The organism is Paenibacillus sp. J22P277 (assembly GCF_059383675.1).
The window spans coordinates 220,300-246,697 of the sequence record NZ_JBXENS010000004.1 but is presented as its reverse complement, the minus strand read 5'-3'; the positions used below and the strand labels follow the sequence as shown (position 1 = coordinate 246,697).

Sequence of the window (26,398 nt, the reverse complement as noted above, 5' to 3'; positions counted from 1 at the left end):
GTTCGAATTGTGTTATTCTATTACGCGAGCCGAAACGTTACTCGTACGGGGGATCTTTTGGAGCAAGTCATATTGCTCCGTTCCCGTCATCTGATGGACATCACATGACGGGTTCACCGCGCCTTGGCGCTGGGGTGAATCGCGCGTTTACGTGCGTAGGGTCGAACTCCTCGACCCGAATCCGACAACTAACCTCGCAGGCCGCATGCGATGACGACATCATCGTTCCGCTTCCGTTTAAGCGGATCTGTCGCTCTCGCGATGACGTCCTATGCCCGCTTTTCAGGCATATGGCCGTAAACTAAGGAGGAAATCGACAACATGAATATCCACTGGAAGAAGAGCGTTGTAGCAGCAGCGCTCAGCCTGGTCATTCTCGCCCAAAGCGCGGCGGCCCATGCGGAGGCCAAGTACAAGGCGAAGGACGACGACACGTTCTGGAAGATTTCGAGCCAATTCGGCGTCAGCGTCGATCTGCTTCAGCAGGCGAATCCTTTCGTCGACGCGGGAAACATTTACGAAGGCTTGATGCTGGTTATTCCGGCGGCCGCAACGGCCAAATCGATGGCGCCGGTGAAAGCGACGAAGCTCGCGGCCGATAAACAAGCCGTGAAGCCGGCAGCCAAAAAAACGGCAGAAGCTCCGAAAGCGGCAGCGAAAAAGGTTGCATCGGCAAAGAAAGTCGCTCCGGCGAAAAAAGTCGCCCCGGCGAAGAAAGCCGCTCCGAAAAAGACGGCGACGACTTCCAAGACGAGAAAAGCGACCGTTCAAAAGCCGCAGGCTGATCGCGTTACGGTGAATGGCAAGTCGTATGTCTACAAGGACGTCGTTCAGGCAAAAGCAAGCGCGTATACGGCTGCAGCCTCCGAGAACGGCTGGGGAGCGGTCGACTACTTCGGGAATCCGCTGAAGCTCGGAACGATCGCGGTCGATCCGGACGTCATTCCGATGGGAAGCAAATTGTATATTACAGGCTACGATCATAACGGTCTCCCGTCAGGAGGCATGATGGCGGTCGCGTCCGACCAAGGCAGCGCCATCAACGGGAACCGAATCGATATTTTCGTTCCGCAATCGCAGGAGCAAGCAAGCAATTTCGGCTTTCAATCCGTCAAGGTCTTCGTACTTGATAAATAGGCGTCATACGGCAAACGGCAGTCCCTCGGGACTGCCGTTTCGTTCATTCTATTCCCCTTTGCGATTGGCCGGACGGCCGAGCAGCTCGGGCAGCGTGACGATCGTGTATCCTTTGCTTCGCAGCAGCTTGATAAGCCGCGGCAGCGCGGCGACGGTGCCGGACAGATCCTGGCCTGCGCCTCCCCCGGCATGCTGCAGGATGATGGAGCCCGGCTGAAGCGTTCGCTTGATGTTGATCAGGATGGCGTTGCTGTCCAGGCTTCGCCAATCCTCGGAATCGACGTCCCAATTGACGACGGTATAGCCTCCGCCCCGGAGCCATTCCACCTGCGCCGGCGTGATTTCCCCGTACGGCGGGCGGACGAACCTCGGGCTGTAGCCTGCCAACGGCCTCAGAATCCAATCCGTGCGCAGGATTTGCTGCTGCATGGCATACAGCGAGATCCGGGAGAACACGGGATGATTGAGCGAATGATTGCCGATGATATGTCCTTCCCTGCTCATGCGCCGGACGAGGGCGGGATTGGCGGCCGCCCGCTGGCCGACGACGAAGAAGGTCGCCCTTACTTTATAGCGTGCCAGCGTATCCAGCACCTGGGGCGTGTATCTGGGGTCCGGCACGTCGTCGAACGTAAGCGCTACTTTCCGGTACCGCCGAGAGCCCCAGACGACGAAGGCGCCGGGATAGCGCTTCTGCAGCGTTACCCAGGACATCGATTTCGCTCGGCTCTGTTTCTTGGGCTTGGCGCCGGAGAAGGCGTCCGTTTCATCGGAGGGCTCTTGAAGCTTATGGACGCCGCTTTCCGCCGCGGCCGCATGCGACGTTACGGCGCCGAACTCCCGTCCTTCATCGGAGGAGGCGGTCAATAACGTCCAAGCCGCCAGCAGCAACAGCGCTTTCCTCGCCCCGCTAAACATCCGCATGGCCTTCCCTCCTTAATGAAGTCATTTTGCCCGCTGGCCGCGCCGGGCATTCACCGAAAAATCGGAATCAACACTTTACAGCGGTGGACCGAGCACGTAACATAAAAAGGAATAATTACGTGCGAAAAGGGGATTGAAGATGCCAAACATCGATATGCCGCTTCACCAATTGCAAACGTATTCAGGAATCAACCCGAAGCCTGCCGATTTCGATGCTTACTGGGAAAGGGCGCTGTCCGAGATGCGCGCGGTCGACCCGGCGATCGAGCTCGTGCCGTGTGAATTCCAGACGCCTGCGGCGGAATGTTTCGATTTGTTTTTCACGGGGGTCAGAGGCGCGCGCATTCACGCGAAGTACGCGCGGCCGCGCCGCTCTGACGCGCCGCATCCCGCCGTCGTGCAATTCCACGGCTACAGCGGCAATGCGGGAGAGTGGGCGGACAAGCTCGGCATCGTCTCGCTCGGCTTTTCGATCTTCTCCTTGGACGTCCGCGGACAAGGCGGCTATTCCGAGGACACGGGCGGCGTGTCCGGGACCACGCTGAACGGCCATATCGTCCGCGGATTGGACGGCGATCCGGACGGGCTGCTGTTTCGGCATGTTTTCCTCGATTGCGCGCAGCTGGCAGGAATCGCGATCGACAGTCCGGAAGTCGATGCCGAGCGCGTCTACGCCATGGGCGGCTCTCAAGGAGGCGCGCTGACGATCGCCTGCGCCGCATTGGAGCCGAGAATCAAGAAGCTTGCGCCGGTATTCCCGTTCCTGAGCGATTACCGCCGGGTATGGGAGATGGACCTGGCCAAGGACGCCTATGCGGAATTGCGCACGTTTTTCCGCCATTTCGATCCGCAGCATAAGCGCGAGGACGAGATCTTCACCAAGCTCGGGTACATCGATATTCAGCATCTGGCGGACCGGATTCAGGGCGAGGTCATGATGGCCGTCGGATTGATGGATACGATCTGTCCGCCGTCCACGCAGTTCGCGGCGTACAACAAAATCACCGCGCCGAAGCGGCTGGAGATCTATCCGGATTTCGGACATGAAGGGCTGCCGGGCTTTACCGACAAGACGATTCAATTTTTCCTGGCGTCCAATTAAAAGGGAGGCAAACGAAGATGCTCATCGGAAATAATGAAAGACTGGTCATGATCGGCGATTCCATCACGGATTGCAGCCGCGCGCGGCCCGTAGGCGAAGGGTTGTTCGACGCGATCGGCAAAGGCTACGTCGGCGTCGTCGATGCGCTGCTGTCCTCGACGTATCCGGAGCGCGGCATCCGCGTCACGAACATGGGGACGAGCGGCAATACCGTTCGCGATCTGAAGAACCGCTGGCAGACCGACGTGGTGGATTTGAAGCCGGACTGGTTGTCCGTCATGATCGGCACGAATGACGTATGGCGCCAATTCGACTCGCCGACGATAAAGGAATCGCATGTGTACTTGGACGAATACGAAGCCACGCTGGAATCGCTCGTCGCGGCGACGCTGCCGCAGCTGAAGGGACTCGTCCTGATGACGCCGTTCTATATCGAGCCGAATGCGGACGACCTGATGCGGGCGCAGATGGACCGGTACGGCGCGGCGGTCAAGCGCGTCGCGGACAAATTCGGCACGCTGTTCGTCGACACGCAGGCCGCATTCGGGCGCGTGCTGGAGCACTTGTATGCCGGAACGCTGGCATGGGATCGCGTCCATCCGAATCAAATCGGCCACGCGGTGATCGCGCGCGCCTTCTTGCATGCGGTCGGCTACGAATACGGCAAAGGACTGTAAGGGAATGTCGGCGTAAGGCAGATTCGCTCCTCCGTCAACGGCTTGCGTCGCGATTGATTGGCGGCGGACGATATGTAGTTTTCATGGCAGGCCAAATAAAACGCACGTAAAAGCCGCCCCGGGTAACCGGGGCGGCTTTTTTGACATCGGGCATGAATCAGATCTTGAAGATCGACATCGTACGCTGCAGCTGCATGACGATTTGCTGCATCTTCTCCGTTTCGGAGACGACGGCCTGGACGGACCCGATCTGCTCGTTCATCGAGGCGGACACCTGCTCCGTGCCGGCCGCGGATTGCTGCGTGATGGCGGAGATGTTCTGGATGGCGCCGGAGATCTTGCGGGCGCTGTCCAGCATCGCATCGCTTTCGCTGGAGAACTGGGCGATTTGGGCGGTGATGAACTCGACGCTCGTGACGAGCTCCGTGAATACATGCTCGGAGTCGCGCAGCATTTGCATTTGCAGCTGGACGACTTCTTCGTTGACCTTGATGTTCTGGATCGCCTGCTGCACGCCGGCATCGATGTCGCGCACGAGCGTGAATACCTCCTTCGTGGAGGACGTTGATTCCTCGGCAAGCTTGCGCACTTCTTGGGCGACGACCGCGAAGCCCCGGCCGTGCTCGCCCGCGCGGGCCGCCTCGATGGAGGCGTTCAGCGACAGCAGGTTCGTCTGCTCCGCCAAATCCGAGATCGTCCGCGTGATGGAGGAGATGCCCTGCGCTTTCCGCGCCAGGTCTTCGATCGTTGCCGCGACCTTCAAGGTCGCCTCCACGTTGCGGTTCATGCCCAGCGACTGGCTGTCGACCGCTTGGCGGCCGCGCGCCACGAGGCTCAGCGTCTGTTCGGAGCGTTCGTTCATTTCTTGCGTGGAATGGGCGTAGGCGCTGACCTTCTCCTCGATCTCGCGAATCGAATCGGCCATGTCGCCGACATCCTCGGAGATCTCGTTGGCGCCCGTAGCCAGCTCGCCCGCGGAAGCGGCGACCTGCTCCATGACCCGTTTCAGCTCCACGTTCTTATCGAAGATGTTTCGGCTCGTATCGTTCACGACTCTGGATATCGTCGAGGTTTCTTTTAAAATATCGCGCAGCTTGTCCACCATGCTGTTGAACGAGTGGCCGAGCTCGCCGAGCGACGCGGTAGAGGATACGTCGACCTTCTGCGTGAAGTCCCCCTTGGCGATGCCGAACGCGATCGAAGTCATGTCCTGGATGGAAGATGTAAGCGCTGTCTCGATTACGCGCACAAGCGGGAAGGTGACGATTGCGGCGATCGCGATAATGCAAAGTCCCAGTACGACGCTGCCGCCCGTCAAAAGCAAACCAAGTATAAGCGCGACGGAGAAAATGCCGACGATGGCGTAGCAGCCCGTCAGCAGCTTATTGCGAATCGATAAAGCAGAGAACCATTGCATCATGCTTGCTCCCCCTAATTTTGAAATAATCCTATTATATCACCGCTCCGTTTTTTGTCTATATAAGTCCCATACGATCGGATCATGTCGAAAGAACTGTAAGGTTATGATTTTGGGTGTCGAAAGTACTAAAAATCTGTAAGATTTTTGTAAAAAAACTGTTGTAAGATCGAGTAGCCTGTCCTATAATAGGTCTATTGGATGAGATGGAAAATACATCTAAATCAGGGATGGCGGAGGCGTACACACATGGAACAGGATGAAATGGCCTTAACTCGACAAGTTGATTACGTGTTCAAACAATTGGAAGAAGAGCTGCTGCATTCGCTGGCGGGGACGGTCATCATTCAAATTCGAAACAACGTCGTCGGAAAGTACGGCGTTCGCCACAATCCGATCGAAAGCAAGAACGGACGGATCGGCGCTTCGGAGCAAGGAATGACGCGGGAGCAAGTGCAGGCCTTCCGTCACATGGCGGTCGATTCCATTAAGCTGAAGCGCAATTGGACGCACGGCGAGATTCTGTACGATTTCTCGGTCCGGTCCGGGGCCTGGTCGGCAAGCATCATGTTCGAGTCCAATTACAATTTGGCGAATATGTTCCGGTACACGCCCAAATACGGCCAACAACTGCGCGATACGCCTTGATTACATAATAAAGAAGCTGCCTCGGTACGCTGGGGCAGCTTTTTTCGTTCCTATTCGGCATATTGCCCTGGAGGATCATCGCTTAGCCGTTAACGGGAAGCTCTGCCTGCAAGTTGCATTTCCGCCATTTGCACGAGTTTGCGCGTAATGTTTCCGCCGATCGCGCCTGCGTCGCGGGTTGCCATATCGCCGTAATAACCGTCTTGCGGAATGGAAATGCCGATTTCGCGCGCCACTTCGAATTTCATTTGGTCAAGCGCCGCCATGGCGTGGGGAACGAGCAAGGAATTGCTGCTGCGGTTGGAAGCCATCGTAATCACCTCCTTTGTGTACCCTTAGTATGGATACGCTGGAAGCAATTATGCGAAATAATCTGTCAAGTTAATGTTGTAATTTTTTCCAATTTATATGGTGAAGCCCAAGACGATCGGAAGCGCGAAAAGGCCGTAAATGACCAGGTTCGCGGCGAGGGAAGGGGACGGTTCATGATTGCAATCGCATGCTTCGGGGGAGTAACCCTGCCATTCCGATAAGGCGGCATGCAGCTGGTAGATCGCGGTCGCGAACAAGCCGATCGCGGACAGCTTGACCGCGGCGGCGAGATTCGGCTCGACGTATCCGGCGAGACTGCCCGTGCGGACAAGAAAGACGATGTAGAAGCCGAACGCGCTCAGGATGCAGCACCGGATCAAGTGGTGGACGATGGCTCTTCGCTGCCTGGTCGACATGGCGGAAGACCTCCTTAGATTCCGAATACGAGCTTCTCCGCCAGCATGGAGCCGATCCACACCGCCGCGAACAGGAAGACGACGATGCCGATGACGATTTTGCTGCGGAAAGCCGCGAAGAGCAGCAGCAGGCTTTTGACGTCCACCATCGGTCCGAAGACGAGGAAGGCGAGCAGCGCGCCGGGACCGAAGATGCCGTGAAACGACGAGGCGACGAAGGCGTCGGAGGTGGAGCACAGCGACAACGCGAAGCCGGCCGCCATCATGAACAGGGAGGCGAGCGCCGGAGTTCCGCTGACCGTTTGCAGCAGCTCCGGACTGACGGAGGATTGCACGAGCGCCGCGAGCAGCGCCCCGATGATCAAATATTTGCCGATGTCGAAAAACTCGTCGGACGCATGGGTGAACGTCGCCTGAATGCGGTCCCGGATGCCGCCGCCCGAATGACCGTGATTGAACTGGTAATGATCGTCCGGCTGCCTGGAGCCTCCCGAAACGAAGGAATGGAGCCCGAGCTTCAGCGGGTTTCGCTTCATGAAGACGTAAAGCGCCAGGCCGAGCAGCAAACAAACGATCAACGCCAAGCCCATGCGGGCATAGGCGATGGATGGCTCGGACCGGAAGGCGTTGAAGGTCGAGACGAACACGATGGGGTTGAGAATCGGGCCAGCGAAGATGAACACCATGCCGATATAGGGGGGCATGCCCTTGCGGATCAGCCTCCGCACGATAGGAATCATGCCGCATTCGCAGAGGGGCAGCAGCAGTCCGAGCAGGCTGCCGAAGAGCACGCCCGCCACCGGATTGCGCGGCGTCAGCTTCGCGACGAGCCGGTCCGACACGAACACCTGGAGCACGGCCGAAGCGAGGACGCCGAGCAGGATGAACGGAAAAGCTTCAATAATGATACTGATGAAGATATGTTGAAAATCATGCACGCTCCCGATCGCTCCTCTCCGAATCGCATCGCCGGACGGCCCTTCGCGAAACCTTAGTTAAGAATAGGGTATGCGGGCTTGTTCGCGCGCAGGACAAACTTTGCAGCAAATTTGGGAACCATTCAAAAAACCGTTGCCAATCCCCAGCAAAAAGAGTAGAATTCGCTTAGTGTGATAATGATTATCATTGTTAATAAATTGCACCCATCATTCTTTTAAAAGTAAGGGGACTTATACCGATGACTTTACGCAAGAAAACGACCGGAGCCGCAGCGGTTTCCGCACTGCTTGCTTGCTCTGTCGCATTATCGGGCTGCAGCGATAACGACGTGCATGTGAAAGTGTCCGATTACAGCTTCGACACGGCGGGCAATATGTTCGCTTACGCGGAATTCGAACTCTCCGGCGAGCCGCTGGCCGAGTCGCTCGGCGTCGATCTCGACGTCTTGGATGCCGGCAAAATCGACCAGCCGACGGCTTTCGATTATAAGGCGGGCATCGAATCGTACGAGTACTCCGAGGAGGCGATGTACGAGGTCGTGGAGAAGTCCGGTCTCGGCCTTCATCTGGCCAACGGTCCGGCGACGTCGCTCGAGGCGAAGGCAGCCGGAGTCGCGAACAACGAGCTGCTCGCTTCGCGGTTCCAGCACATGGCCGAAAGCGTCGGCCAGCCCGCGGAAGACATCCAGCAGAACATGTTCCCGACGTTCATCGAGTACGCATCGGGCGATCCGCAATATAATCAGAAGGTGGATACCGGCAAATACGCGGACGGCGAAGACGGCGCGTATATTCCGAATTATCAGGTAGATTTCTCCTCGCTTCGTTGGAATCGCGATAAGATGAAGAAACAGCTTATTCCGGCCGCTTACGGCGGCACGATGCTGAAGCAGTCGTTGTGGGCGGGAGATTTCCTCGGCAACTTGCACGAAGGGAAAAGCGACGAGGAAGTGGACGCTTCCACGGCCAAGGAAGGCCCGGAGGCCGACCAAGGCTTGAAGCTCGGCGTGAGCTCCGTCGACGGCATGCAGGGCATGATCCTGACCGACGAGGTATGGAACAAGCTGCTGTATGTCCGCGACAATCTGTTCTACAATGCGTCTTCCAAATCCATCGGGGCCTTCTCCGGCGCTTCCGGCGGCTACCTGCCGCATGCGATCGACGTGGAGGAAGACGGCAACAAAGACTTCGCGGGCGTCAAGAGCCTGAAGGTCGCCGACGGCCGCAGCCTGCTGCAGGACCAGTGGCTGATGCTCTGGCCGACGTCGGAGTTCTTCGGCATGACCGACCAGCGTCCGGCGAATCCGAACCGCAACCCGGCCTTCGCGCGCGTGTTCGACGGCGATCCGTTCCCTGCGGCTCCCGCCGTGAATACGGATGCCGACGACAGCAACGACATCGCGTCCACGGATCCGTACACCGTTGCGCATGACGTGCTGCTCGCCGTGTTCGACAACGTGAAGAACCGCCATTGGAACGAGAAGGCAGGCGCGTTCGTCACGGAATCGGACGGCGATCAGCAGGGCACGCAGGTGGATACGTTCCAAGCGGGCTATACGATCGAAGCGCTTCGCATGTTCGAGCGCGCCATCGACGGGCTGCCGGTCGGGTATGCCAACGGCGATGCCGCCGAAGGGTTGAAGACGGAGCAGGGCGCGGCGGCGAAGGACATGATCGTGAAGCAGGCGGATTTCATCTTGAATTCGCTGATCAATAAAGACGGCTTGGCCGTTACCGGCTACGACACGGCGAAGGGCGAAGCGAGCACGGACACTTCGCTGGAAGCTCAAATCGGCGCGATTCGCGGCTTGACCTCCGCTTTCCTCGTGACCGAGGACGAGAAATACCGCGACGCGGCCCGCAAGCTGTACGTCGCCATGGACGTGAAGCTATGGGACGACGGCCTGAAAGCCTACAAAACAAGCGGCGACGAAGCGAAGTACGACGCGTTTACGGCCGGGGGGGTATCCGCCGTGTTCCGATTGGCGCTGGAGCATTTGAAGAACACGAGCGGCGACGCGGACGCGCCGAAAGCGCTCGAGCAGAACGCGATCCAAGACCGTTACGTGGCGTTCTTCAAGCAAGTCATTAACGGACCGAAGCTCGACGAAGGCATGCAGGCCAGCGAATTCTGGGATACCGGCGACGTCTACAAGGAAGGCGACGATTCCGGCAATACCGACGGCGATACGGTGCCTCAGATTCAGAAGGGACATGGTGATAATGGGATTGCGCCGATACTTCTCCCTGTTGAAGTTTCCAAATAACGGGCGGCGGGCGATCAAACTGGCGGCGGGTGCGGGTGCACTCGCCGCCATGGCGTTGTTAAGCGCGTGCACCGGCTCCGGCGACAAGGCCGCTCCGGCTCCGCAATCCGGGAGCAGCATCGTCCTGAGCCCTGATGGAGGCACGCTTTATATCGCGAACGGCGACACCAATACCGTTTCCGTCGTCGATGCCAAGGACCGCAAAGTCGTCAAGGAGATCGCCGTCGGCAAAGAGCCGCGCGAGGTTGCGCTGTCGCCCGACGGCGATACGCTCTATGTCACTTGCCGTTACGCGAACTCGGTGGAGTGGGTCGATATCGATAAAGGCGCGGTGCTCGGATCGGTCAAGACGGGCATCGAGCCGTACGGCATCGTGGAGAGCCCGGACGGGAAGACGCTGTACGTGACCAATTATCGCTCCGGCACCGTATCCGTCGTCGATACGGACAGCCGGAAGGTGCTGAAGCAAGAGAAAGCGGGCGATAATCCGCGCGCGGTCGCGATATCGGCGGATGGCGCGAAGCTGTACGTCTCGGATTATTTGACCTCGGACACGTCGATTTACGAGACGGCCTCGATGAAGCTTCTGAGCGACCGGGCGCTTGCGCCTTCTCCCGATCTGCCGGACCGGAAGAAAAGCCAGGGCAAGCCGAATACGGTGGAGCAACTGCGGCTGACGCCGGACGGCAGTTCGTTATGGGAAGCGCATCTGCTGACGAATACCGATACGCCGGTCCAGTTCGAGGAAGTGATTTTCCCGGCGCTGTCCGTCGTGGACGCGCAGACCGGCGAGGAGGATGCCAAGTCGCGCAAGGAGTTGTTCAAAGCCATCGACGTCAAGGATAAATTCGGCAAAACGATCATCGTCTCGAATCCGACCGACATCGTGTTCTCGCCCGACGGAAAGAAGGCTTACGCGCTTATGGGCGGCAGCGAGGATCTGCTCGTATTCGATCTGGCGCGAGGCGGCAGAGCCGGCCAAATCATACATCACCTGCCGGGCGATTTGCCGATCGGCATGGTCATGTCGAAGGACGGCGACAAGCTGTACATCAACAATGCGAGTTCTCATGACCTCACCGTCGTCGCGCTCCCTCCCGCGGATGAAGAAGGCGGACAGGCGCGCGTCGACGGCGAGCCGCTGAAGCTGATCGCGAAGGATCGGCTGGACGCGCAGCAGCGTCTCGGCAAGACGTTGTTCTACAGCGCGAATTCCGACGATTACGCGCTTACGGGCAGCAATTGGATGAGCTGCGCCTCCTGCCATTCCGACGGCGAGGTCGACCGGTTGTCCATCATGACAGGCAAGGGGCCGCGGAACATACCGAGCAACGTGCTCGCGTTCGATACCGGCTTGTTCATGTGGGACGGCAGCCGCGACGAGTTCGACGATTACATTCATACGGTTCAGGGCGAGATGGGCGGCCTCGCCGAGGTCGACCCCGCGAAGCCGCTGCCCGCGGACGCGAAGAAGCTGTTCGACGCTTTGGCCGCGTACATGCGCATGCCCGACGCCTTCCCGGTGCCGCAAAGTCCGTTCCGGACGGAGGATGGGCGGCTGACCGCGGACGCGGAGCGGGGCAAGGCGATATTCGAAGGCAAGGCGCAGTGCATCGTCTGCCATGCCGCCGACGTCATGACCGACAGCGGCAATGCCAAAGGGGCGGACGGACAGCTGACGACGGACAATAAGGACTTCCTGCATAACGTCGGCACGGTCAACGGCGCGGACGTCGATTATGCCGGCGATGCGCGCGGCGCGTTCGCCAACAAAAGAGAGCGCGGCTTCTATGATACGCCGACCCTGCGAGGCGTCTATGCGACCGCGCCTTACCTCCACGACGGGAGCGCGCCGACGCTGGAGGACGTGATCAAACGGGCCGGCGACGAGCATGGCCGTACATCGGATTTGTCCGACAAGGAAATTAAGGATTTGGTGTCTTACTTGAAGCAAATCCAATAAAAGCCGAAGCCGTTTTCAAGCAATGGGAGACGAAGGAAAGCCGCAGCGAAGTCAGCTGCGGCTTTTTGCGCGGCACGATCATACGCGCGCGACGGGAGAATTTCGTATTTCGTTCAGCGGATCCGGTGCAAGCAGGTTGCGGCAGCCTATATATTTTATTTCTTGTTTCGGAAAAACAACGGGACGGGGATGGAAAACTGTTTGCAATTGTCTTTCGTTTTGCCGTGACGGTCGAAATGAAGCACCGCGTTGATCTCGCCGCCCATCACGATGATGATGCTCGACAGATACAGCCAGGTCAGCAGGACGATAATGCCGCCGATGCTGCCGTAGGTTTTGGAATAGCTGCCGAAGTTGTTGACGTAGAAGGAGAACGCGAGCGATGTCGCAATCCAGCCGAACGTCGCGAAGAGCGCGCCCGGCAGCACCTCGCGGAACTTCAGCCGCAGATTGGGCGCATAGCGGTACAAGGCGACGAACAAGACGGCCATCACGACGATCGGCAGCACGAATTGGGCGACGTTCCAGAGCGCGTCGATACTGCCGGGCAGGCGCGTTTCCTTGTACAGCATGTCGCCGATGATACGGCCGAAGATGAGCATCACGAGGCTGAATACGATCACGAGCGCAAGCACGACGGTGAAAAGCAGCGAGTACGCCTTGACCTTCCAGAACGGACGCGATTCCTCGACATCGTAGGCTTTATTCAGGGCTTTCATGATGGCGCTGACGCCGCTCGAGGCGGACCAGAGCGTCACCAGGAGCCCGATCGACAGAAGGGAGCCGCTGCGGGAGCTCTGGATTTCCTCGAAGGCGTCCGCGATCGTCTGGGTCGACAGCTGCGGCATCACGGGCCGAATGCGGTCGATCACGTCGTTCACCGTCAGATCGGCGAAGCTGAGCACCGCGATGATGAAAATCAGAAAAGGGAAGAAGGACAGGATCAAATAATACGTCAGTTGAGCTCCCATCGCTTGGACATCGTCGTCTTGGAACCGGCAATACAGATGTTTCGAGAACGATATAACCCCCATCCGGCTGCGCTGCCGGGGTTGGTTGAGCGAAGAAGCGGCACGGGCGGCGGTACGCGGTACTGTTCCGTTATCGCGAAGCTTGGATTTTTCCGAATCGGGCACGGACCAAGGATTAGCCATTTGAAACTCCTCCTTTCATCGTTTCAACCATCATTAACCAACCTGCCGAAGAGACAAACGGAGGCCTATCATTCATTCTATGCAGCAGGGCGGGAAGTCTTGTCCTTTGTTAGAAGCGGTAGTACGAAAGGGAACTGCGATCGTGCCGCATCCAAATGCACGGTACCTAAGGCGACGTAAAGCGCTAGGCCGCGACGTTCGAAGAAGCTGGGGCGACGCACGGGACAAATACGAGCACAAGCACGCAGAAGCGCCACAGCCGTCACGAGATAATCATCCGGGTGTCCTGAGGGCGGGAGCCCTCGGGGTCCCCCTCAGGGGGATTTAGGGGGTGCAATTGAACTTAGAGGATGAATTTGAACTTAGGGGTGCAAGTGAACCCCTCTTGACATTAGCCACCCGCAGGGTATAATCGTCCTTAAAGCAATGACGGGAACAAGTAAGCGCGGATAGCCGCTTCAGAGAGCCGGTGGGTGGTGCGAACCGGCGCAGGCGTCCGATTGGCCGAATGGACCCCCGAGCCGCGATGAGGAAAGAGCTCCCCGGGAGCTTTCGTATGCATCGCCGAGTCGCTTCGCGTTAGGAAGCTTGGAGGTTTGCCGCGTCCGTACCGCAACGGTGCGTCGATGGCGCGAGCAAGCGAATTAGGGTGGCACCACGGTCCTCGTCCCTTGCGGCGGAGGGCTTTTTTTGCGTGGAAAAAAAGGAGGATGCAGGCAATGAAACGCGTATTATCAGGCATTCAACCAAGCGGGCAGCTGACGCTCGGCAATTACATCGGAGCGATTCAAAATTTCGTCAAGCTGCAGGAAACGCACGAGTGCTTCTTCATGGTCGTCGACCTGCATGCCATCACCGTGCCGCAGGAGCCGGCGGCGCTGCGGGAGCAGACGGAAGCGGTCGCGGCGCTCTTCATCGCGGCGGGCATCGACCCGGCCAAGGCGAGCGTGTTCGCGCAGTCCCACGTATCGGCCCATGCGGAGCTCGGCTGGTTGTTCACGACGCTCGCTTACATGGGCGAGTTGGAGCGCATGACGCAGTTCAAGGATAAATCCACCGGCAAAGATTCCGTCGGCGCGGGCTTGTTCGTGTACCCGACGCTGATGGCCGCGGATATTCTGCTCTACAACGCGGATCTGGTCCCGGTCGGGGACGACCAAAAGCAGCATCTGGAGCTGACGCGCGACCTGGCGCAGCGGTTCAACCAACGCTTCGGCGACTTGTTCACGATTCCGGAACCGTACATTCCGAAGGTCGGCGCGCGCATCATGTCCTTGGATGACGGGACCAAGAAGATGAGCAAGAGCAACCCGAATCCGGCCAGTTATATCGCGCTGCTGGATCCGCCGGACGTTATCCGCAAGAAGATCAGCCGGGCCACGACGGATTCCGGGCGCGACGTCATCTTTAACCCGGCCGAAAAGCCGGAGGTCAGCAACCTGATGAGCATTTACGCGCACTGCGCGGACATGATGCTGGAGGAGATCCAAGCGCGCTACGAGGGACAGGGCTACGGCGCGTTCAAGAAGGAGCTGGCCGAGCACGTCGTCGCGAAGCTGGAGCCCCTGCAGCGGCGGTATGCGGACATTCGCAGCTCCGGCGAGATTCACGATATCTTGAAGCAAGGCGCGGAGCGGGTATCGGAGGTCGCGAACGAGACGCTTCGCAACGCCAAGGAGAAAATGGGCTTCCTGCTGCCCCGCTAGGCGCGATACCGCATAGAGAAGAAAGACAAACGCCGCAGACGGGGGTTACCCTTGTCTGCGGCGTCTCATTTTGGCGTTGACGATGAAACCGGCGCCGATGCTGAAGATCGTCAGGACGAAAAACAGGACCGCGAGCCATCCGCTATAGCTGATGGAAATCGCTGTGGCGCACATTAAAAGCACGGAGAATATGGCGAAACAAAGCGCCATCGGCTTGGACATGGGAACCTACTCCTTCAAGCAATAAATTATTTGCGCGAGTTTAGCATATTCTTCTCGCCAACGAATCATAATAAGTTTGCAACACACCATCGTAAGAGTTGAAAGGAGAAATTCCACATGGCACGTAGCAACAGCAGCAATACGTTGGTTGTACCGCAAGCAAGCGCAGCACTTGATCAATTGAAGTACGAGGCTGCACAAGAGCTGGGCATTCAAATTCCGCAAGACGGCTACTATGGCAACTTTTCTACTCGCGATGCCGGCTCCCTCGGCGGTTACATCACGCGTAAATTGGTCCAAATCGCCGAGCAACAATTGTCCGGTTCTTCGCAATTCCGTTAATCCATAACCGGATAAAAAGAAGCAACAGCAGAAGCTCAAGGGCGACCTTGAGCTTCTGCTTTTTCGTTTTCGAAAGACGCAAGCGAAAGACCTCTTCTATTGTGCAAGAAGAGGCCCCTCGAGTCAATACGTATTCATTCTGAGCCGCTTTTGCAGCCGTTCGTCGCTTAGCCAGCCCACGTAGGAACCGAGCGTCTTATACTCCTTATCCATCAGCAGCACCCCGACGAACGGATATTGCTTGCGGTGCCTGTAGCGGACATCGGACCAGCGGATCTCGTATCCCCAGTCGCGCTCCTGCACGTCGGCGCAGGCAAAGGAGGTGAAGTAAAGGAATGCGCGGATGGACGGGTCGTTCCTGGACTTCTCGATGGCCGGATGCTCCCCGCACCTGGCGCTGTCGATCCAGCGCAGCTTGCCCTGGCGGAAGTCCCCGATGAAGAAGTAACCGTCCGGGCGCCGTTTGACGACGTTCCAGTCATGCAGCGATATCGTGGGAATCAGGATGAACCGGTCGCCTTCCTCGTAGCCGGGATCGAGCTTGACGAGCTTCTTCTGCAGCGCCTTGTGGGTGACGGTTCGCCAAATGTAGTACACGATCAAACCGGCGTAAAGCAGCGGGAAGATGATGGTCGGATCGCCGATCCGCAGCGCCCACAGCACGATCGCGATGAGATGGGAGACGAAGATGACGGGATCGAAAATATGGATGATGTTCCACGAAATCCATTTTTGCGTGAACGGCCTTGCGGCCTGCGTCCCGTACGTATTGAACAAATCCGAGAACACGTGAACGCATACGGCGAGCAGTACCCAGCCTCCGACATGAACCCACGGAAGCCGAAACTTGAATATCAACTCGACCAGCAGGGAAATGGCGATCGTCCACAGCGCGACGGCGGGAATGGAGTGCGAGGCGCCGCGATGATTGCGGATGTAGGCGGCGTTGCTCTTGAGCCGCAGCAAGCCGTCGAGATCCGGCGCTTCCGATCCGATGACCGTGCCGATCAGGACGGCCGCGTAAAGCGTCTGGTCCGAAGCGACGGCGGGATCGACCGCGGCGAGCCCCGCAAGCCCGATTCCCATGACCAAATGCGTTCCGCTATCCATGAGTTTTGAACCTCCTCGATTGTGCGTGCTGAGATGGCTTGCTGTTTTTGTGTATACTTCATATATGTACGCTTAAGTATTTTCCGAATCGTGGGCGATTATAACGGGAGGCTGAATTTCATGTTTATTTGTTTCGTCGAGTATCACATCGAGCCGTCGGCGGAGGAGCGGTACCGCGGCTGGATCGCGCCGCGCCGGGATGAAGCGGGTTTCAAGCTGTACGAGGGGACGGACCAGCCCTTGCTGTTCGTCGAAGTATGGGAGGCGCGTGACGAGGAAGAGGCGTTGAACATCAAAAAAGAACGCTGCGGGGAGCGTTCTTCTTGGCGTGAAATGGCGGATTGGGTGCCGGGAGGCAGCGCCAAAATCCATGCGTGGACGTTCAAGCCTGTTATGGACGGCCGAGCGGAACCGAGTTCGTAGTCGGGGTCGTGCCCGCCGTGCCGGAAGGCAGCGACGTGTTGTTCGTGATCGTGACGCCGTTGAAGGTGTAGGAATAATTGATCGGGCCGTCGAACGTGACGTAGTCAAGGTTCAAGGTCAGCAGCAGGTAACGCATGCCCGTGGACGGATCGCTGATGATGATATGGTCGCGGCCTGCAGCTTCGATGATGCCGCGGAACACTTTCGCGTTCCATTCGCGGTTGTTTTCGTACGTCATGTAGAACGTCGCCATTTTGCCGCGGTTCATCCGCAGGATATTCTCGACGTAAGACTCTTCCGACGCCGGGATCGCGACGACGTTGCCGCCGGACGGCGTGACGAACGAACCGCTCGGCACGGTCGGCGGCTGCGTGGAGGCGCCCGCTACCAGCGGCGATTGCATTTGCTGCATTTGCTGCATCGGCATTTGGACCGGCATTTGCACCGGCATTTGCATTTGCATTGGCATGGACGTCGGCTGCTGCCATCCGCCGCCGTAACCGGGGAAGCCCCCCGTGCTTGCTGGACTGACCGCCGTGTTGTACCCGTAACCGTTAGACATAAGATGTAATTCCTCGCTTTCGTGAATGTGTGGCTTTATTCAATAAACAGCTGGACAATCGGAAGATTTGGGCGCGTAGAAACAGTGGGATTTATATTTATCGACCAGCCCTTGGTCCCACCAGGTCGCCGGACAGCTGTTCGCCGGACGGAAGTACCAGAGGGCGTTCGTGGCCGGCCAGCGCCGTTCGCCGTTAATGACCCGTTTGGCAAGCCCGATCTCGCTGTCGCGGGCAGCCTGGTAGAAGTAGCCCTTCTGGGTTGCTTCGAACCCGCCGGGGCTTTGGAAGACCATCTGCTGAATCGTGCGGATATTTCTGAAATCCAAGCAGTTGCCCAGCACGCGGTTGACGCCGACGTTGCCGACCATCAGCATGCCGAGGTTTCCCTCGCCCTCGGCTTCGGCGCGCAGAAGCCGGGCCAGCAGCTTCACTTCTTCCGAATTGGATTTAACGACTGCCATTGCTGAACTTTCCACTTCCTTTCGCTCAGTTGGGCCATGAACCACATTGACAGTGTATTGAGGGCTGGGCAAAATGGTTCCAACCGGTGTCAAATTCATGAACAGGAACCGCGAACATTGTCAAGAGCTTGTTTTTTCGGTATGATTAAGTTCGATTTTAAAACACAAAAATTGAGCGGAAACGACGCTCAGAGGGATCGGAAGCGGGGAGGCTGGCTGTGCTTAAAGATTATGTGGCCCTGACAAAACCGAGCATCATACGTTTAAACGCGATCGCTGCGTTCGGCGGATTTTGGGTCGCTTCGAAATGGGATAATATCGATTGGTTGCTGCTGCTGTACATGCTTATCGGATCGGCTTTGACGATGGCATCGGCATGCGTCATTAATAACTATTGGGACCGCGACTTGGATACGAAGATGGAACGTACCAAGAATCGCGCGCTTCCGCAAAAACGACTCCATCCGACAGGCGTGCTCATTTACGGCATCGTGCTTGGCATTATCGGGGTGGCCGTGCTGTTTCTGCTTGTGAATCCTCTCACAGGCTGGCTGGGGCTGCTCGGATTTTTCGTTTACGTCGTCATCTACACCTTGTGGCTGAAGCGCACGTCGACATGGAGCACGTCCATTGGCGGCATTTCCGGCGCGATGCCGCCGGTTATCGGGTACTGCGCGGTAACGAACGAGGTCGATGCCGGGGCTTGGATCCTGTTCGCGCTCTTGTTCCTGTGGCAGCCGGCGCATTTCTGGTCGCTCGCCATTCGCCGCGTAGAAGAATACCGTGCGGCAGGCTTTCCGTTACTGCCGGTCGTCAAAGGCATTCCGCGGACGAAATGGCAAATGCTGCCTTACATCGTGCTGCTGATTCCGACCGGCATCCTGATGTTCGCTTACGAGTACGTCGGGTACACGTTCCTGATTATTTCGCTGATCGGCGGCATTCTGTGGCTGGTTCATACGATCATGGGCCTGCGCGCCGCGGATACCACCAAGTGGGCAAGAACGAATTTTCTGATTTCCATTAACTATCTGATGGTCGTGTTCCTCATCATGATCGCGGATACGAACGGCGCGATCGGTTAGGGGGAGCTTAGATGCATGTCATGCGGAAGTACGGATTTGCGATCGCGGTGCTGTTGCTATGCGCCGCGATGGGACTTTATTTATACCTCTCGTCCACGAAAGGCACGGAAGTCAACCTGGATCAGAGCCTGAAGGCGCCGAGCTTCGCGCTGACGGATTTGGACGACAAGCAGGTCACCTTGGACGATACGAACGGCAAAGTGCGGGTCATTTATTTCTTCTACGCCAACTGCCCGGACATCTGCCCGCCGACGACCTACCTGATGACGCAGGTGCAGAACAAGCTGAAGGAGAAGGGCACGTTCGGCAAGGACGTCGAGTTCATGTGGGTGACGTTCGATCCGAAGCGGGATACGACGGACGCCCTGAAGTCGTACGCGAGCAAATTCGATATCGACGCCGGCGGCTGGAAGTTCCTTCGGGAAGACAGCGCGGAAGATACGGAGAAGCTCATGAAGGATTTCGGGCTGGGGCTGTTGAAAGACGAGAAGACCAACTTGTTCACGCATACGGACACGATAACCTTCGTCGACCGCGAAGGGGTCGTGCGCAAGTATATGACGGGCTCCATCGACGAATCGCAAAACGCGGACAAAATCGTGGATGTCATCAACGCCCTCGTGAAAGCGTAGCGCGCCGATGACGATTTTTCTCTCCATACTATGGAACAACGTAATCCCGTTGTCAGTCATGATTGCTTTAGGCATCACGCTGCATCGGGTTTTTTCTTTGGACATCAAGACGTTGTCGAAGCTGAATTTTTATTTGTTCTCGCCGGCCGTCATTTTTAATTTATTGTATACGACCGATATCTCCGGCAACGTCCTGCTGAAAGTCCTGCTCTTCTTCTTCTTGTTCATGCTATTGCTGTACGGCGCCGTCGAAACGGTGATCCAGCTTCGCGGAACGCCGACTTCGCTGCGTGGCGCGATGCGCAACAGCGTGCTGTTCTATAACAGCGCGAATTACGGCATTCCGCTCAATCAGCTGGCGTTCGCCGCCAACCCGTACACGTTGTCGGTGCAGGTGCTCATCATGATGATGCAGGCGCTCATCCCGAATACATACGGAATCTACAACGTCAATTCCCATCGGCTCAAAGCGCGGGATATCCTCCGGACCATCCTGGGGCTGCCGGTCATCTACGCGATTCCGCTCGGCTTGCTGCTGCACGCGCTGCATGTCCCGATCCCGCAGCCGATCAGAACGCCGATCGGATATTTGGCGGATGCCTTCATCGGCGTGGCGTTGATCACGCTCGGCGTGCAGCTCGGCAGCATGAAGCTGACGTTCAGGCATCCGAAGATGAAGGACGTCCTGCTGTCCGTCGGACTTCGGCTCGTCGCCGCGCCGCTGCTTGCGCTGGCCGTCGTCTGGCTGCTGCGCACGAACAGCTTCACGTACGTGGACGGCCTGATGGCCAAAGCGCTCATCGTGTCTTCTTCCGTGCCGACGTCGCTCTCCAGCGTGCTGCTGGCGGTCGAATTCGACAACGAACCGGAATTCGCCTCGCAGGTCGTGCTGTTCTCGACGGCGCTCAGCATCGTGACGGTAACGGCCGTGATTTATTTCCTTCATATATGAGGACGGATTGTGATCATTCGGCCGAATGATCACAATCCGTCCTCTTTGCTCCAAATGGCGGCGCCCTGAGGCGGGTACGTAATGTACGCTTCGAGGCCCGCCTTTTCCAATTGCTCGATCAAATACTCCTCCGGCGTCTTCTCCACGCCCGGATAGCCGCGCCGCGTATGGATGTGCTCGGCGTCGGGGAAGGCGTCGCGGAGCATGCCGCGAATGCGCCGCCCGGAAGCGTCGTTGTCGGTGAAGATGTACACCTGCTTGTCCCCCGCCTGCCTGCGGAGCTTCTCGATCTGCAGCGTGCCGGGCGTGCCGTACGTGCAGAGGATGGGGACCTCCTCGCCCAGCACGCGCCGAAGGCGGCTGCGGTCGTTTTTGCCTTCCACGATCAGGACGATATCCATGGCTGTTCACCTCTAACGCCATCTTACCGCATCCGCGCGCGAAACGAAAAGACGGCCTGCCGGAATCCGGCGAGCCGTCTTTCCATTTTCCGAACTCGATTAGCAAAAACAACCGCTAAATACGATTACGAGCAGGATGAAGAGCACGAGGATAATGCCGATATGACCGAAGCCATGATGGCCTTGGATTGGTTCTACACATTGAGACATTGTGAAGTCACCCCTCTTTCGCCTAATAAGGACTAGGGCGTAAGGCGCTTTGCATTTAAGCATCACTGCCGCTTGCCACACAGTACTATATGCCCCGGAGTGACAGAAGCCCTGTGCCATCACCCAGAATGCGAAAAATGGGCGCCCGCGTCCCGCGCGTTCCGGCGCTTCGTCGGATCGGAAAAGAAGGGCAATACCGAGACCGCCAGCATCAAGCCGAGGAACGCGATATAGTAGGGCGAGACGAAATTACGAAGCTGCCCCGCCAGCATCGGACCCATGAAAGCGCCGATGGAGAAGGCGATGGACAGGATGGAAAACATGCGGCCGTACCGCTCGCCGCCGCTGCGTTCGATCAGCAGCGAGGACAGCGCGGGGAAAATCACGCCTTTCGCCATGCCGAGGAAGAACAGCAGCACGAAGAACGGCAGCGGCGCGCCGGCCGCGATCGCGAAGTACGTGAGCGCCAGCATGAACGCGCCCCAAAGCGAGCGCATGAAAGGCGACAGCTTGTTCAGGAAGAGCATGCTGAGCGTGAACAAGGCGCCGAGGCTGACGATGGAGAACAGCAAGCCCGTCGTCATCATGCCTTCCTTGGTCGTCGACATGAGCGGCAGCTCGAACGACAGGATTCCCTGCGCGCTGCTCATGGCGACCGGCAGCAGGAAGATCAGCCACGGGATGGCGGGCGGCCGTTCTTTCGGCGTTTGCTCGCCGCGCATGCCGATCGCCTCCGCGTTCGCTTGCGCCTGCGGGAGACTCGTCGCCGATTGCTCGCTTTGCGCGGGCACGTCGCGAATGAAGAACAGGGCGCAGGCAGCCGTGACGATCAGCACCCAGCCCAGCACGTTGAAGGCGGTCGTGAAGCCGATCTGCGCGACCAGGTAGGCGCCGGCGGCCGGTGAGATGACCGAAGCTAGCGTATGGACGAGCCCGTTGCCGGCCATCAGCTTCCGCTGCTTCATGCGGTCCGTCGCGATGCGCGCGAGCAGCGACATGCAGGCGGGCGAGAGAAACGCGAGCACGAAGCCGCTTATCGAACGGAGCGCCAGCAACTGCCACGGATTCGTGACATGGGACTGCATGAGCAGGATGCCCCCGGCGGCCCCCAGGCTGAAGACGATGAACAACCGGCTGCCGAACCGGTCGACCCCGACGCCGGCGATGAGATTGCCGGGCAAGTGGGTGATGGAATACAGCCCCATCATCAGTCCGATGAACGACGGGGCGGCTCCGAGCGATACCGCGAACGGAGTCAGGATCGGATATTGGGCATGCAGGTCGAAGAACGCGACGAACAGGAACAAATAGAGCCAGATGGCGGTTCTCAGGGCGAATCACTCCTTTTGTGCGCATGAAACGGATTGTTACTACTTGTACGCGGACGGGGGCTTGGATATGTCAAAGCTTGGATATGTCAGACCCGGCCTGGTTTACGCTCCCAGGGGGATGGGTTATAATGTGAGGTAGAATGACTTATCGGCGGTATAAGGAGACGTGCGCGCGCAATGAGCTTTGATTTTAACTACGATACGGATACATGGGTACACTTCTTTAAAGATAACTGGCTGTTTCTCGTCATCGCGCTGGTCGTCCTGTTCATCGTCGTCCGCATCGTGAAGACGGTCGTCAAATGGCTGATCGTCGTCGCGATTCTCGCAGGGGTCGTCATCTACAGCGGCTACTCGCTGGAGGACGTCAAGTCCATCGGCACGAAGGTCGCGGACAGCGTGAAGCAGGAAGCGATCTCGGCCATGGCGGGCGAAGCGCGGGACGCGACGTTCACGAACAACGACGACGGCACGTTCACGGTCAAGACGAAGAACCTGGAGCTGAACGGCACGCCGGGCGACGGGGAAGTGAAGGTTTCGTTCCGGGGCGCTTCGCTCGGCACGTGGAAGATCGACGCGACGATCCAGGCCTTAATCGATCAGGCGAAGCAGAACGTCTGAATTGGCGGGGCTTGATCGAACGGCAGTACGCGATTAAAAGGCCAAAGGGGGCGTCATCATGCATACATGGGTTCAAACCCTGCTGAAACCGGAACCGGTTGCGCTCATGGTGGTGCTCATCCTGCTTGTCTCCTTATTTTCGGGCATGAGAAGAGGTGCGTCGGGTTCGGCGAAGCACCTTTTCTTTTTTATTTGGCAGGCGGTCGCGGTGATCGCGTCGCTGCTCCTGGCGGGCAGGGGCAGCGTGTATTTCTCGCCGCTCGTGCGGGACTGGCTGGTAGAACGCGGCATCGCCGTGCCCAAGGAAGAGCTGAGCACGCTGAAGCAGCTTTGGTACACGGTCGTGACGAGCCTGCGCGATTTCGACCTGCTGCGGTTCGGCGTGCTGTTCCTGCTGCTCTATTCGCTGCTTAGGCTCGTGCTTCATGCGCTGGAGCCGGCGCTGTTCGGCATGGCCGATGCCGTCTTGCCGAAGCGGAACATGGACGTCCGCCGGAGCGGAGGCGGATCGCAGCTGCTCTCCGGCACGGCCAGCCGAACGACGGGCGCCATGATCGGCGCTTTGCTCGGCAGCGGCCGCGCCTTTATCGTGATGGCGTGCCTGTTCGTCTACGTATCCGTGCTGCCGAACGCATTCGGCACGGACATGATCCGCGCTTCCGCGCTGTATAATAAGACGGCGTCGGAGCTGCTGGATCCCGTGGCGGGCGACGTGCTGAAGCGCGGGCCGGTGATCAGCGATGCCGTGGAAGCCGAGTTCCGCCGCGTCCTGGAACGCAAGTACGAAGTGATCGACGCGGCGATTCCGCCGGACATCGAATCGGCGGCCGCCGCGGTGACCAAGAATTCGACGACCGACGAGCAGAAAGCCCGCGCGCTCTACGATTGGGTCGGCACGCGCATCGCTTACGACTGGGATAAGGCGAACGACTATGTCGATCACGGCGTCTGGAAGGAACAGTCGCCGACCGATACCTTCGCTTCCCGGAAGGGGGTCTGCATCGACGTGGCCAGATTGTACGCGGTCATGGCGCGTTCCGCGGGGCTGGACGTGCGCGTCGTGACGGGCGTCGGCCTGACCGGAGACGGCGGCTCCGGCCCGCATGCCTGGAACGAAGTAAAGCTGGCGGACAGCGGCGGTGCGTGGATTCCGCTTGACGCGACCTGGGCTTCCTCGGGCGACTGGTTTAACCCGCAAGGCTTCTCGAATACGCATATTCGGGAAGCTTAGGGAATCATGGAGAGGAGCTATTGCGCGTGGAGGACGATCCGCAGAAGCGGGAAATCCGGAGACGGCGGAATTTTACGTTCCGGTTGAACTTATTCTTTTTTGCCACCTTCTTCTTATTCAGCGTGCTGATCGTTCGTTTGGCGATCCTGCAGTTTGTCGACGGTCCCTCCCTGCGCGAGGAAGAGGAGCGGCGGGGCTCCACGAGCGTGCTGATTCCGCCGATCCGCGGCAATATTTACGATTCCGGCGGCAAGGCGATCGCGTATTCGACTTCGACGCAGTCGTTGTATTACAGCATCCAGCCCGGCGCGAAGAAAGAGAATTCGATCGCGACGGCCGGCAAGCTGCTCGAGGTGTTTCAGCGGCACGGGGACCCGAAGATGGCCGTAACGCTGGAGCAGATCATCAAGAACATGGACTTGGACTACAAGAAGAACACGGTTTCCGTGCCGAGACGGATCAAGAGCGGGTTGACGCCGGGCGAGATCGCGTTTTTCCTGGAAAACCGCGATTTGTACACGGGGATCGACATCGTCGAAGAGAGCATTCGCCATTACGATACGGGCAATACGGCCGTTCAACTCGTCGGGTATCTGAAGAAGTTCGGCGGCGGCGCCGAGAACGGCCTTTACAAAGACAAAGCCAAGACGGCCGATCCGCGGCTGAAATATTTGCAGCAGGAAGACGTCGGGTACGACGGGTTGGAATTCCTGTACCAGGACGTGCTGCGCGGCAAGAACGGACTGAAGGTGTACCCCGTCAACGCGGCGGGCCGCATCGTCGGACCGCCGACCGTGACGAAGCCGGATAAGGGCGACAATATTTATTTGACCATTAACCGGCAAGTGCAGGAAACGACCGAGAAGGCGATCATGGACCAGCTGGCGTATCTGCGGACGACCCCGACGGACAAACGCGCGCCCAACGCCAAGACCGGCTACGCCGTCGCCATGGAAGTGAAGACGGGCAAGGTGATCGCCATGGCCAGCATGCCTGATTACAATCCGAACATCTGGGAAGGCGGCAGCATCTCCACGGACGATTACAATGCCATCAAGTACGTGCTTCAGAACGGGACCATCAGTCCGGTCATCGGTCCGTACGACGATCCGAAGGAGCAGCGGAAGCATCCCTCGTCGATCGTGTTCCTCGGCTCTACCCAGAAGCCGCTGTCCGTGCTGATCGGCCTGAACGAGAAGCTGTTTACGACGAACAGCACCTATACGGACACGGGGTCGTTCTATTACGGGAAGGAAGGCGCCACGCGCCGCAGGATCGGCAATGCGAAGGGGCATGCCTACGGGACGCTTGACCCTTCGTCGGCGATATCCCATTCCTCCAATCCGTTCATGGCCAAGATGGTCGGCGATGCCCTGTACCGCAAGGATTCAAAGACCGGCGTCGACGTCTGGGATCACTACGTCAAGCAGTTCGGGCTCGGCGTCTCCACGGGGAGCGGCCTGCTGAACGAGAGCAAGGGCGTCATCGGCTACTTCGACGAGAGAGAGGCGGCGAGCTCGCAATCCGCGCTTATTCTGGCCTCGTTCGGCCAGATGGGGCGGTATACGACGCTGCAGCTTGCCCAGTACGCGGCGACGCTCGCGAGCCACGGCAAACGGATGAAACCGCAATTCGTGAAGGAAGTCCGCGACACGGACGGAACGGTCGCGCAGAAATTTCAGCCCGAAGTGCTCGGCACGATCAAGTTCCCGGACGCGTATTGGAAAGAAATCGAGACCGGCATGCTCAAGGTAAGCGTGAAGGAGTTCAACACCGCGCCGTACAAGGTGCTCCGCAAAACCGGAACGTCCCAGCAGCAGGTCAGCGGCAAAACCGTGGAAAATTCGGTATTCATCGCATCCGCTCCGGCCGAGGATCCCGTCGTCTCCGTCGCGGTCGTCATACCGGAAGGCGGCTTCGGCGCCGACGGCGCCGCGCCGGTCGCGCGCAAGATACTCGACGCTTACGACCAATACATCGGCTTGAACGGCGTGCCGAAGAAATCGCCGCCGACGGAGAATGCCGCCGGAAAAGCGCACTAATACACCGCCGCCGCACGGTAATCCGGGCACGATCGCGGAAGCCAAGCATCCCGATGACGGAAATTGCCGTCCCGGGGTGCTTTTTGGTTTAAGCGGAACGAAAAACGCGCG

The 26,398-nt window shown here is 58.4% G+C and carries 27 protein-coding genes and 1 riboswitch; of the genes, 15 read left to right on the top strand and 12 right to left on the bottom strand.

What is annotated here, in order from left to right; genetic code table 11:
• Positions 1-17 precede the first annotated feature (17 nt).
• A riboswitch (cyclic di-AMP (ydaO/yuaA leader) is annotated at positions 18-217 on the top strand.
• 104 nt (positions 218-321) lie between these two features.
• On the top strand, positions 322-1,137 hold the full coding sequence (locus AC50YL_RS14460) for a 3D domain-containing protein (RefSeq protein WP_494832912.1): 816 nt from the start codon (positions 322-324) through the stop codon (positions 1,135-1,137).
• A 48-nt stretch (positions 1,138-1,185) separates the two neighbouring features.
• On the opposite strand, the gene AC50YL_RS14455 is transcribed toward AC50YL_RS14460, so the two are convergent.
• Positions 1,186-2,061: a polysaccharide deacetylase family protein gene (locus tag AC50YL_RS14455; protein WP_494832911.1), complete on the bottom strand. Its 876-nt coding sequence runs from the start codon at positions 2,059-2,061 to the stop codon at positions 1,186-1,188.
• 139 nt (positions 2,062-2,200) lie between these two features.
• Here AC50YL_RS14455 and AC50YL_RS14450 point away from each other — a divergent pair, with 139 nt between their 5' ends.
• Together AC50YL_RS14450 and AC50YL_RS14445 are read left to right on the top strand one after the other, a co-directional pair.
• The gene (locus AC50YL_RS14450; protein WP_494832910.1) at positions 2,201-3,163 is read left to right on the top strand and encodes an acetylxylan esterase; all 963 of its coding nucleotides are present in this window, start codon (positions 2,201-2,203) and stop codon (positions 3,161-3,163) included.
• A 17-nt stretch (positions 3,164-3,180) separates the two neighbouring features.
• A complete protein-coding gene (locus AC50YL_RS14445) occupies positions 3,181-3,840 on the top strand; it encodes an SGNH/GDSL hydrolase family protein (protein ID WP_494832909.1) in 660 nt (219 codons plus the stop codon).
• A 157-nt stretch (positions 3,841-3,997) separates the two neighbouring features.
• Here AC50YL_RS14445 and AC50YL_RS14440 read toward each other — a convergent pair whose 3' ends face one another.
• The gene (locus AC50YL_RS14440; RefSeq protein ID WP_494833413.1) at positions 3,998-5,257 is read right to left on the bottom strand and encodes a methyl-accepting chemotaxis protein; all 1,260 of its coding nucleotides are present in this window, start codon (positions 5,255-5,257) and stop codon (positions 3,998-4,000) included.
• A gap of 249 nt (positions 5,258-5,506) precedes the next feature.
• Between AC50YL_RS14440 and AC50YL_RS14435 the strand changes: the two genes are divergently transcribed.
• Complete coding sequence (locus AC50YL_RS14435; RefSeq protein ID WP_494832908.1) at positions 5,507-5,905, top strand: O-methyltransferase; 399 nt, start codon at positions 5,507-5,509, stop codon at positions 5,903-5,905.
• Positions 5,906-5,994: 89 nt separating this feature from the next.
• On the opposite strand, the gene AC50YL_RS14430 is transcribed toward AC50YL_RS14435, so the two are convergent.
• The 3 genes from AC50YL_RS14430 to AC50YL_RS14420 form a co-directional block, all read right to left on the bottom strand.
• Positions 5,995-6,216 (bottom strand): alpha/beta-type small acid-soluble spore protein, encoded by a 222-nt coding sequence (locus tag AC50YL_RS14430; protein WP_494832907.1) that lies wholly within the window; start codon positions 6,214-6,216, stop codon positions 5,995-5,997.
• Positions 6,217-6,309: 93 nt separating this feature from the next.
• On the bottom strand, positions 6,310-6,633 hold the full coding sequence (locus AC50YL_RS14425) for a DUF1980 domain-containing protein (RefSeq protein ID WP_494832906.1): 324 nt from the start codon (positions 6,631-6,633) through the stop codon (positions 6,310-6,312).
• 14 nt (positions 6,634-6,647) lie between these two features.
• Entirely contained in the window at positions 6,648-7,571 is a 924-nt protein-coding gene (locus AC50YL_RS14420) for a permease (protein WP_494832905.1), read from the bottom strand.
• A 239-nt stretch (positions 7,572-7,810) separates the two neighbouring features.
• Here AC50YL_RS14420 and AC50YL_RS14415 point away from each other — a divergent pair, with 239 nt between their 5' ends.
• Together AC50YL_RS14415 and AC50YL_RS14410 are read left to right on the top strand one after the other, a co-directional pair.
• The gene (locus tag AC50YL_RS14415) at positions 7,811-9,838 is read left to right on the top strand and encodes a hypothetical protein (RefSeq protein WP_494832904.1); all 2,028 of its coding nucleotides are present in this window, start codon (positions 7,811-7,813) and stop codon (positions 9,836-9,838) included.
• Positions 9,795-11,801: a beta-propeller fold lactonase family protein gene (locus AC50YL_RS14410; protein ID WP_494832903.1), complete on the top strand. Its 2,007-nt coding sequence runs from the start codon at positions 9,795-9,797 to the stop codon at positions 11,799-11,801. The genes AC50YL_RS14415 and AC50YL_RS14410 overlap by 44 nt, the downstream gene beginning before the upstream one ends.
• 155 nt (positions 11,802-11,956) lie before the next feature.
• Here AC50YL_RS14410 and AC50YL_RS14405 read toward each other — a convergent pair whose 3' ends face one another.
• Positions 11,957-12,955: a YihY/virulence factor BrkB family protein gene (locus AC50YL_RS14405; protein WP_494832902.1), complete on the bottom strand. Its 999-nt coding sequence runs from the start codon at positions 12,953-12,955 to the stop codon at positions 11,957-11,959.
• 719 nt (positions 12,956-13,674) lie between these two features.
• On the opposite strand from AC50YL_RS14405, the gene trpS reads away from it, so the two are divergent.
• Positions 13,675-14,661 carry a tryptophan--tRNA ligase gene (gene trpS / locus AC50YL_RS14400; RefSeq protein ID WP_494832901.1) on the top strand — a complete coding sequence of 329 codons (987 nt, stop codon included), beginning with the start codon at positions 13,675-13,677 and terminating at the stop codon, positions 14,659-14,661.
• A gap of 45 nt (positions 14,662-14,706) precedes the next feature.
• Here the strand turns inward: trpS and AC50YL_RS14395 are convergent, their stop codons facing one another.
• On the bottom strand, positions 14,707-14,883 hold the full coding sequence (locus tag AC50YL_RS14395) for a DUF5325 family protein (protein ID WP_161745029.1): 177 nt from the start codon (positions 14,881-14,883) through the stop codon (positions 14,707-14,709).
• 117 nt (positions 14,884-15,000) lie between these two features.
• Here AC50YL_RS14395 and AC50YL_RS14390 point away from each other — a divergent pair, with 117 nt between their 5' ends.
• The gene (locus tag AC50YL_RS14390) at positions 15,001-15,225 is read left to right on the top strand and encodes an alpha/beta-type small acid-soluble spore protein (protein ID WP_161745028.1); all 225 of its coding nucleotides are present in this window, start codon (positions 15,001-15,003) and stop codon (positions 15,223-15,225) included.
• Between the two features lie 123 nt (positions 15,226-15,348).
• On the opposite strand, the gene AC50YL_RS14385 is transcribed toward AC50YL_RS14390, so the two are convergent.
• Positions 15,349-16,335 (bottom strand): metal-dependent hydrolase, encoded by a 987-nt coding sequence (locus AC50YL_RS14385; protein ID WP_494832900.1) that lies wholly within the window; start codon positions 16,333-16,335, stop codon positions 15,349-15,351.
• 120 nt (positions 16,336-16,455) lie between these two features.
• Between AC50YL_RS14385 and AC50YL_RS14380 the strand changes: the two genes are divergently transcribed.
• On the top strand, positions 16,456-16,758 hold the full coding sequence (locus AC50YL_RS14380) for a hypothetical protein (protein WP_494832899.1): 303 nt from the start codon (positions 16,456-16,458) through the stop codon (positions 16,756-16,758).
• On the opposite strand, the gene gerQ is transcribed toward AC50YL_RS14380, so the two are convergent.
• Positions 16,727-17,320, bottom strand: coding sequence for a spore coat protein GerQ (gerQ, locus tag AC50YL_RS14375; protein ID WP_494832898.1), 594 nt, complete (start codon positions 17,318-17,320; stop codon positions 16,727-16,729). The genes AC50YL_RS14380 and gerQ overlap by 32 nt on opposite strands.
• 39 nt (positions 17,321-17,359) lie before the next feature.
• Positions 17,360-17,782: a cell wall hydrolase gene (locus tag AC50YL_RS14370; protein WP_494832897.1), complete on the bottom strand. Its 423-nt coding sequence runs from the start codon at positions 17,780-17,782 to the stop codon at positions 17,360-17,362.
• A gap of 170 nt (positions 17,783-17,952) precedes the next feature.
• Between AC50YL_RS14370 and cyoE the strand changes: the two genes are divergently transcribed.
• From cyoE to AC50YL_RS14355, 3 genes are read left to right on the top strand one after another with little or no spacing between them, the layout of a single operon-like run.
• Positions 17,953-18,867: a heme o synthase gene (gene cyoE / locus AC50YL_RS14365; RefSeq protein ID WP_494833412.1), complete on the top strand. Its 915-nt coding sequence runs from the start codon at positions 17,953-17,955 to the stop codon at positions 18,865-18,867.
• A gap of 11 nt (positions 18,868-18,878) precedes the next feature.
• The gene (locus tag AC50YL_RS14360) at positions 18,879-19,499 is read left to right on the top strand and encodes an SCO family protein (protein WP_494832896.1); all 621 of its coding nucleotides are present in this window, start codon (positions 18,879-18,881) and stop codon (positions 19,497-19,499) included.
• Between the two features lie 7 nt (positions 19,500-19,506).
• Complete coding sequence (locus AC50YL_RS14355) at positions 19,507-20,451, top strand: AEC family transporter (protein WP_494832895.1); 945 nt, start codon at positions 19,507-19,509, stop codon at positions 20,449-20,451.
• A gap of 29 nt (positions 20,452-20,480) precedes the next feature.
• On the opposite strand, the gene AC50YL_RS14350 is transcribed toward AC50YL_RS14355, so the two are convergent.
• Together AC50YL_RS14350 and AC50YL_RS14345 are read right to left on the bottom strand one after the other, a co-directional pair.
• Positions 20,481-20,852, bottom strand: coding sequence for a toprim domain-containing protein (locus tag AC50YL_RS14350; RefSeq protein WP_494832894.1), 372 nt, complete (start codon positions 20,850-20,852; stop codon positions 20,481-20,483).
• A 329-nt stretch (positions 20,853-21,181) separates the two neighbouring features.
• Entirely contained in the window at positions 21,182-22,393 is a 1,212-nt protein-coding gene (locus AC50YL_RS14345; protein ID WP_494833411.1) for an MFS transporter, read from the bottom strand.
• A gap of 177 nt (positions 22,394-22,570) precedes the next feature.
• Here AC50YL_RS14345 and AC50YL_RS14340 point away from each other — a divergent pair, with 177 nt between their 5' ends.
• From AC50YL_RS14340 to AC50YL_RS14330, 3 genes are read left to right on the top strand one after another with little or no spacing between them, the layout of a single operon-like run.
• Entirely contained in the window at positions 22,571-23,014 is a 444-nt protein-coding gene (locus AC50YL_RS14340) for a hypothetical protein (protein ID WP_494832893.1), read from the top strand.
• Positions 23,015-23,072: 58 nt separating this feature from the next.
• On the top strand, positions 23,073-24,245 hold the full coding sequence (locus AC50YL_RS14335; protein ID WP_494832892.1) for a transglutaminase domain-containing protein: 1,173 nt from the start codon (positions 23,073-23,075) through the stop codon (positions 24,243-24,245).
• A 26-nt stretch (positions 24,246-24,271) separates the two neighbouring features.
• Complete coding sequence (locus AC50YL_RS14330) at positions 24,272-26,287, top strand: peptidoglycan D,D-transpeptidase FtsI family protein (RefSeq protein WP_494832891.1); 2,016 nt, start codon at positions 24,272-24,274, stop codon at positions 26,285-26,287.
• Positions 26,288-26,398 lie beyond the last annotated feature (111 nt).

What these genes read in the sequence shown, in the direction of transcription:
- AC50YL_RS14460 (WP_494832912.1), top strand. Translation starts at nt 322, where the DNA reads ATGAATATCCACTGGAAGAAGAGCGTTGTAGCAGCAGCGCTCAGCCTG.
- AC50YL_RS14455 (WP_494832911.1), bottom strand. Translation starts at nt 2,061, where the DNA reads ATGCGGATGTTTAGCGGGGCGAGGAAAGCGCTGTTGCTGCTGGCGGCT.
- AC50YL_RS14450 (WP_494832910.1), top strand. Translation starts at nt 2,201, where the DNA reads ATGCCAAACATCGATATGCCGCTTCACCAATTGCAAACGTATTCAGGA.
- AC50YL_RS14445 (WP_494832909.1), top strand. Translation starts at nt 3,181, where the DNA reads ATGCTCATCGGAAATAATGAAAGACTGGTCATGATCGGCGATTCCATC.
- AC50YL_RS14440 (WP_494833413.1), bottom strand. Translation starts at nt 5,257, where the DNA reads ATGCAATGGTTCTCTGCTTTATCGATTCGCAATAAGCTGCTGACGGGC.
- AC50YL_RS14435 (WP_494832908.1), top strand. Translation starts at nt 5,507, where the DNA reads ATGGAACAGGATGAAATGGCCTTAACTCGACAAGTTGATTACGTGTTC.
- AC50YL_RS14430 (WP_494832907.1), bottom strand. Translation starts at nt 6,216, where the DNA reads ATGGCTTCCAACCGCAGCAGCAATTCCTTGCTCGTTCCCCACGCCATG.
- AC50YL_RS14425 (WP_494832906.1), bottom strand. Translation starts at nt 6,633, where the DNA reads ATGTCGACCAGGCAGCGAAGAGCCATCGTCCACCACTTGATCCGGTGC.
- AC50YL_RS14415 (WP_494832904.1), top strand. Translation starts at nt 7,811, where the DNA reads ATGACTTTACGCAAGAAAACGACCGGAGCCGCAGCGGTTTCCGCACTG.
- AC50YL_RS14410 (WP_494832903.1), top strand. Translation starts at nt 9,795, where the DNA reads ATGGGATTGCGCCGATACTTCTCCCTGTTGAAGTTTCCAAATAACGGG.
- AC50YL_RS14405 (WP_494832902.1), bottom strand. Translation starts at nt 12,955, where the DNA reads ATGGCTAATCCTTGGTCCGTGCCCGATTCGGAAAAATCCAAGCTTCGC.
- trpS (WP_494832901.1), top strand. Translation starts at nt 13,675, where the DNA reads ATGAAACGCGTATTATCAGGCATTCAACCAAGCGGGCAGCTGACGCTC.
- AC50YL_RS14395 (WP_161745029.1), bottom strand. Translation starts at nt 14,883, where the DNA reads ATGTCCAAGCCGATGGCGCTTTGTTTCGCCATATTCTCCGTGCTTTTA.
- AC50YL_RS14390 (WP_161745028.1), top strand. Translation starts at nt 15,001, where the DNA reads ATGGCACGTAGCAACAGCAGCAATACGTTGGTTGTACCGCAAGCAAGC.
- AC50YL_RS14385 (WP_494832900.1), bottom strand. Translation starts at nt 16,335, where the DNA reads ATGGATAGCGGAACGCATTTGGTCATGGGAATCGGGCTTGCGGGGCTC.
- AC50YL_RS14380 (WP_494832899.1), top strand. Translation starts at nt 16,456, where the DNA reads ATGTTTATTTGTTTCGTCGAGTATCACATCGAGCCGTCGGCGGAGGAG.
- gerQ (WP_494832898.1), bottom strand. Translation starts at nt 17,320, where the DNA reads ATGTCTAACGGTTACGGGTACAACACGGCGGTCAGTCCAGCAAGCACG.
- AC50YL_RS14370 (WP_494832897.1), bottom strand. Translation starts at nt 17,782, where the DNA reads ATGGCAGTCGTTAAATCCAATTCGGAAGAAGTGAAGCTGCTGGCCCGG.
- AC50YL_RS14360 (WP_494832896.1), top strand. Translation starts at nt 18,879, where the DNA reads ATGCATGTCATGCGGAAGTACGGATTTGCGATCGCGGTGCTGTTGCTA.
- AC50YL_RS14355 (WP_494832895.1), top strand. Translation starts at nt 19,507, where the DNA reads ATGACGATTTTTCTCTCCATACTATGGAACAACGTAATCCCGTTGTCA.
- AC50YL_RS14350 (WP_494832894.1), bottom strand. Translation starts at nt 20,852, where the DNA reads ATGGATATCGTCCTGATCGTGGAAGGCAAAAACGACCGCAGCCGCCTT.
- AC50YL_RS14340 (WP_494832893.1), top strand. Translation starts at nt 22,571, where the DNA reads ATGAGCTTTGATTTTAACTACGATACGGATACATGGGTACACTTCTTT.
- AC50YL_RS14335 (WP_494832892.1), top strand. Translation starts at nt 23,073, where the DNA reads ATGCATACATGGGTTCAAACCCTGCTGAAACCGGAACCGGTTGCGCTC.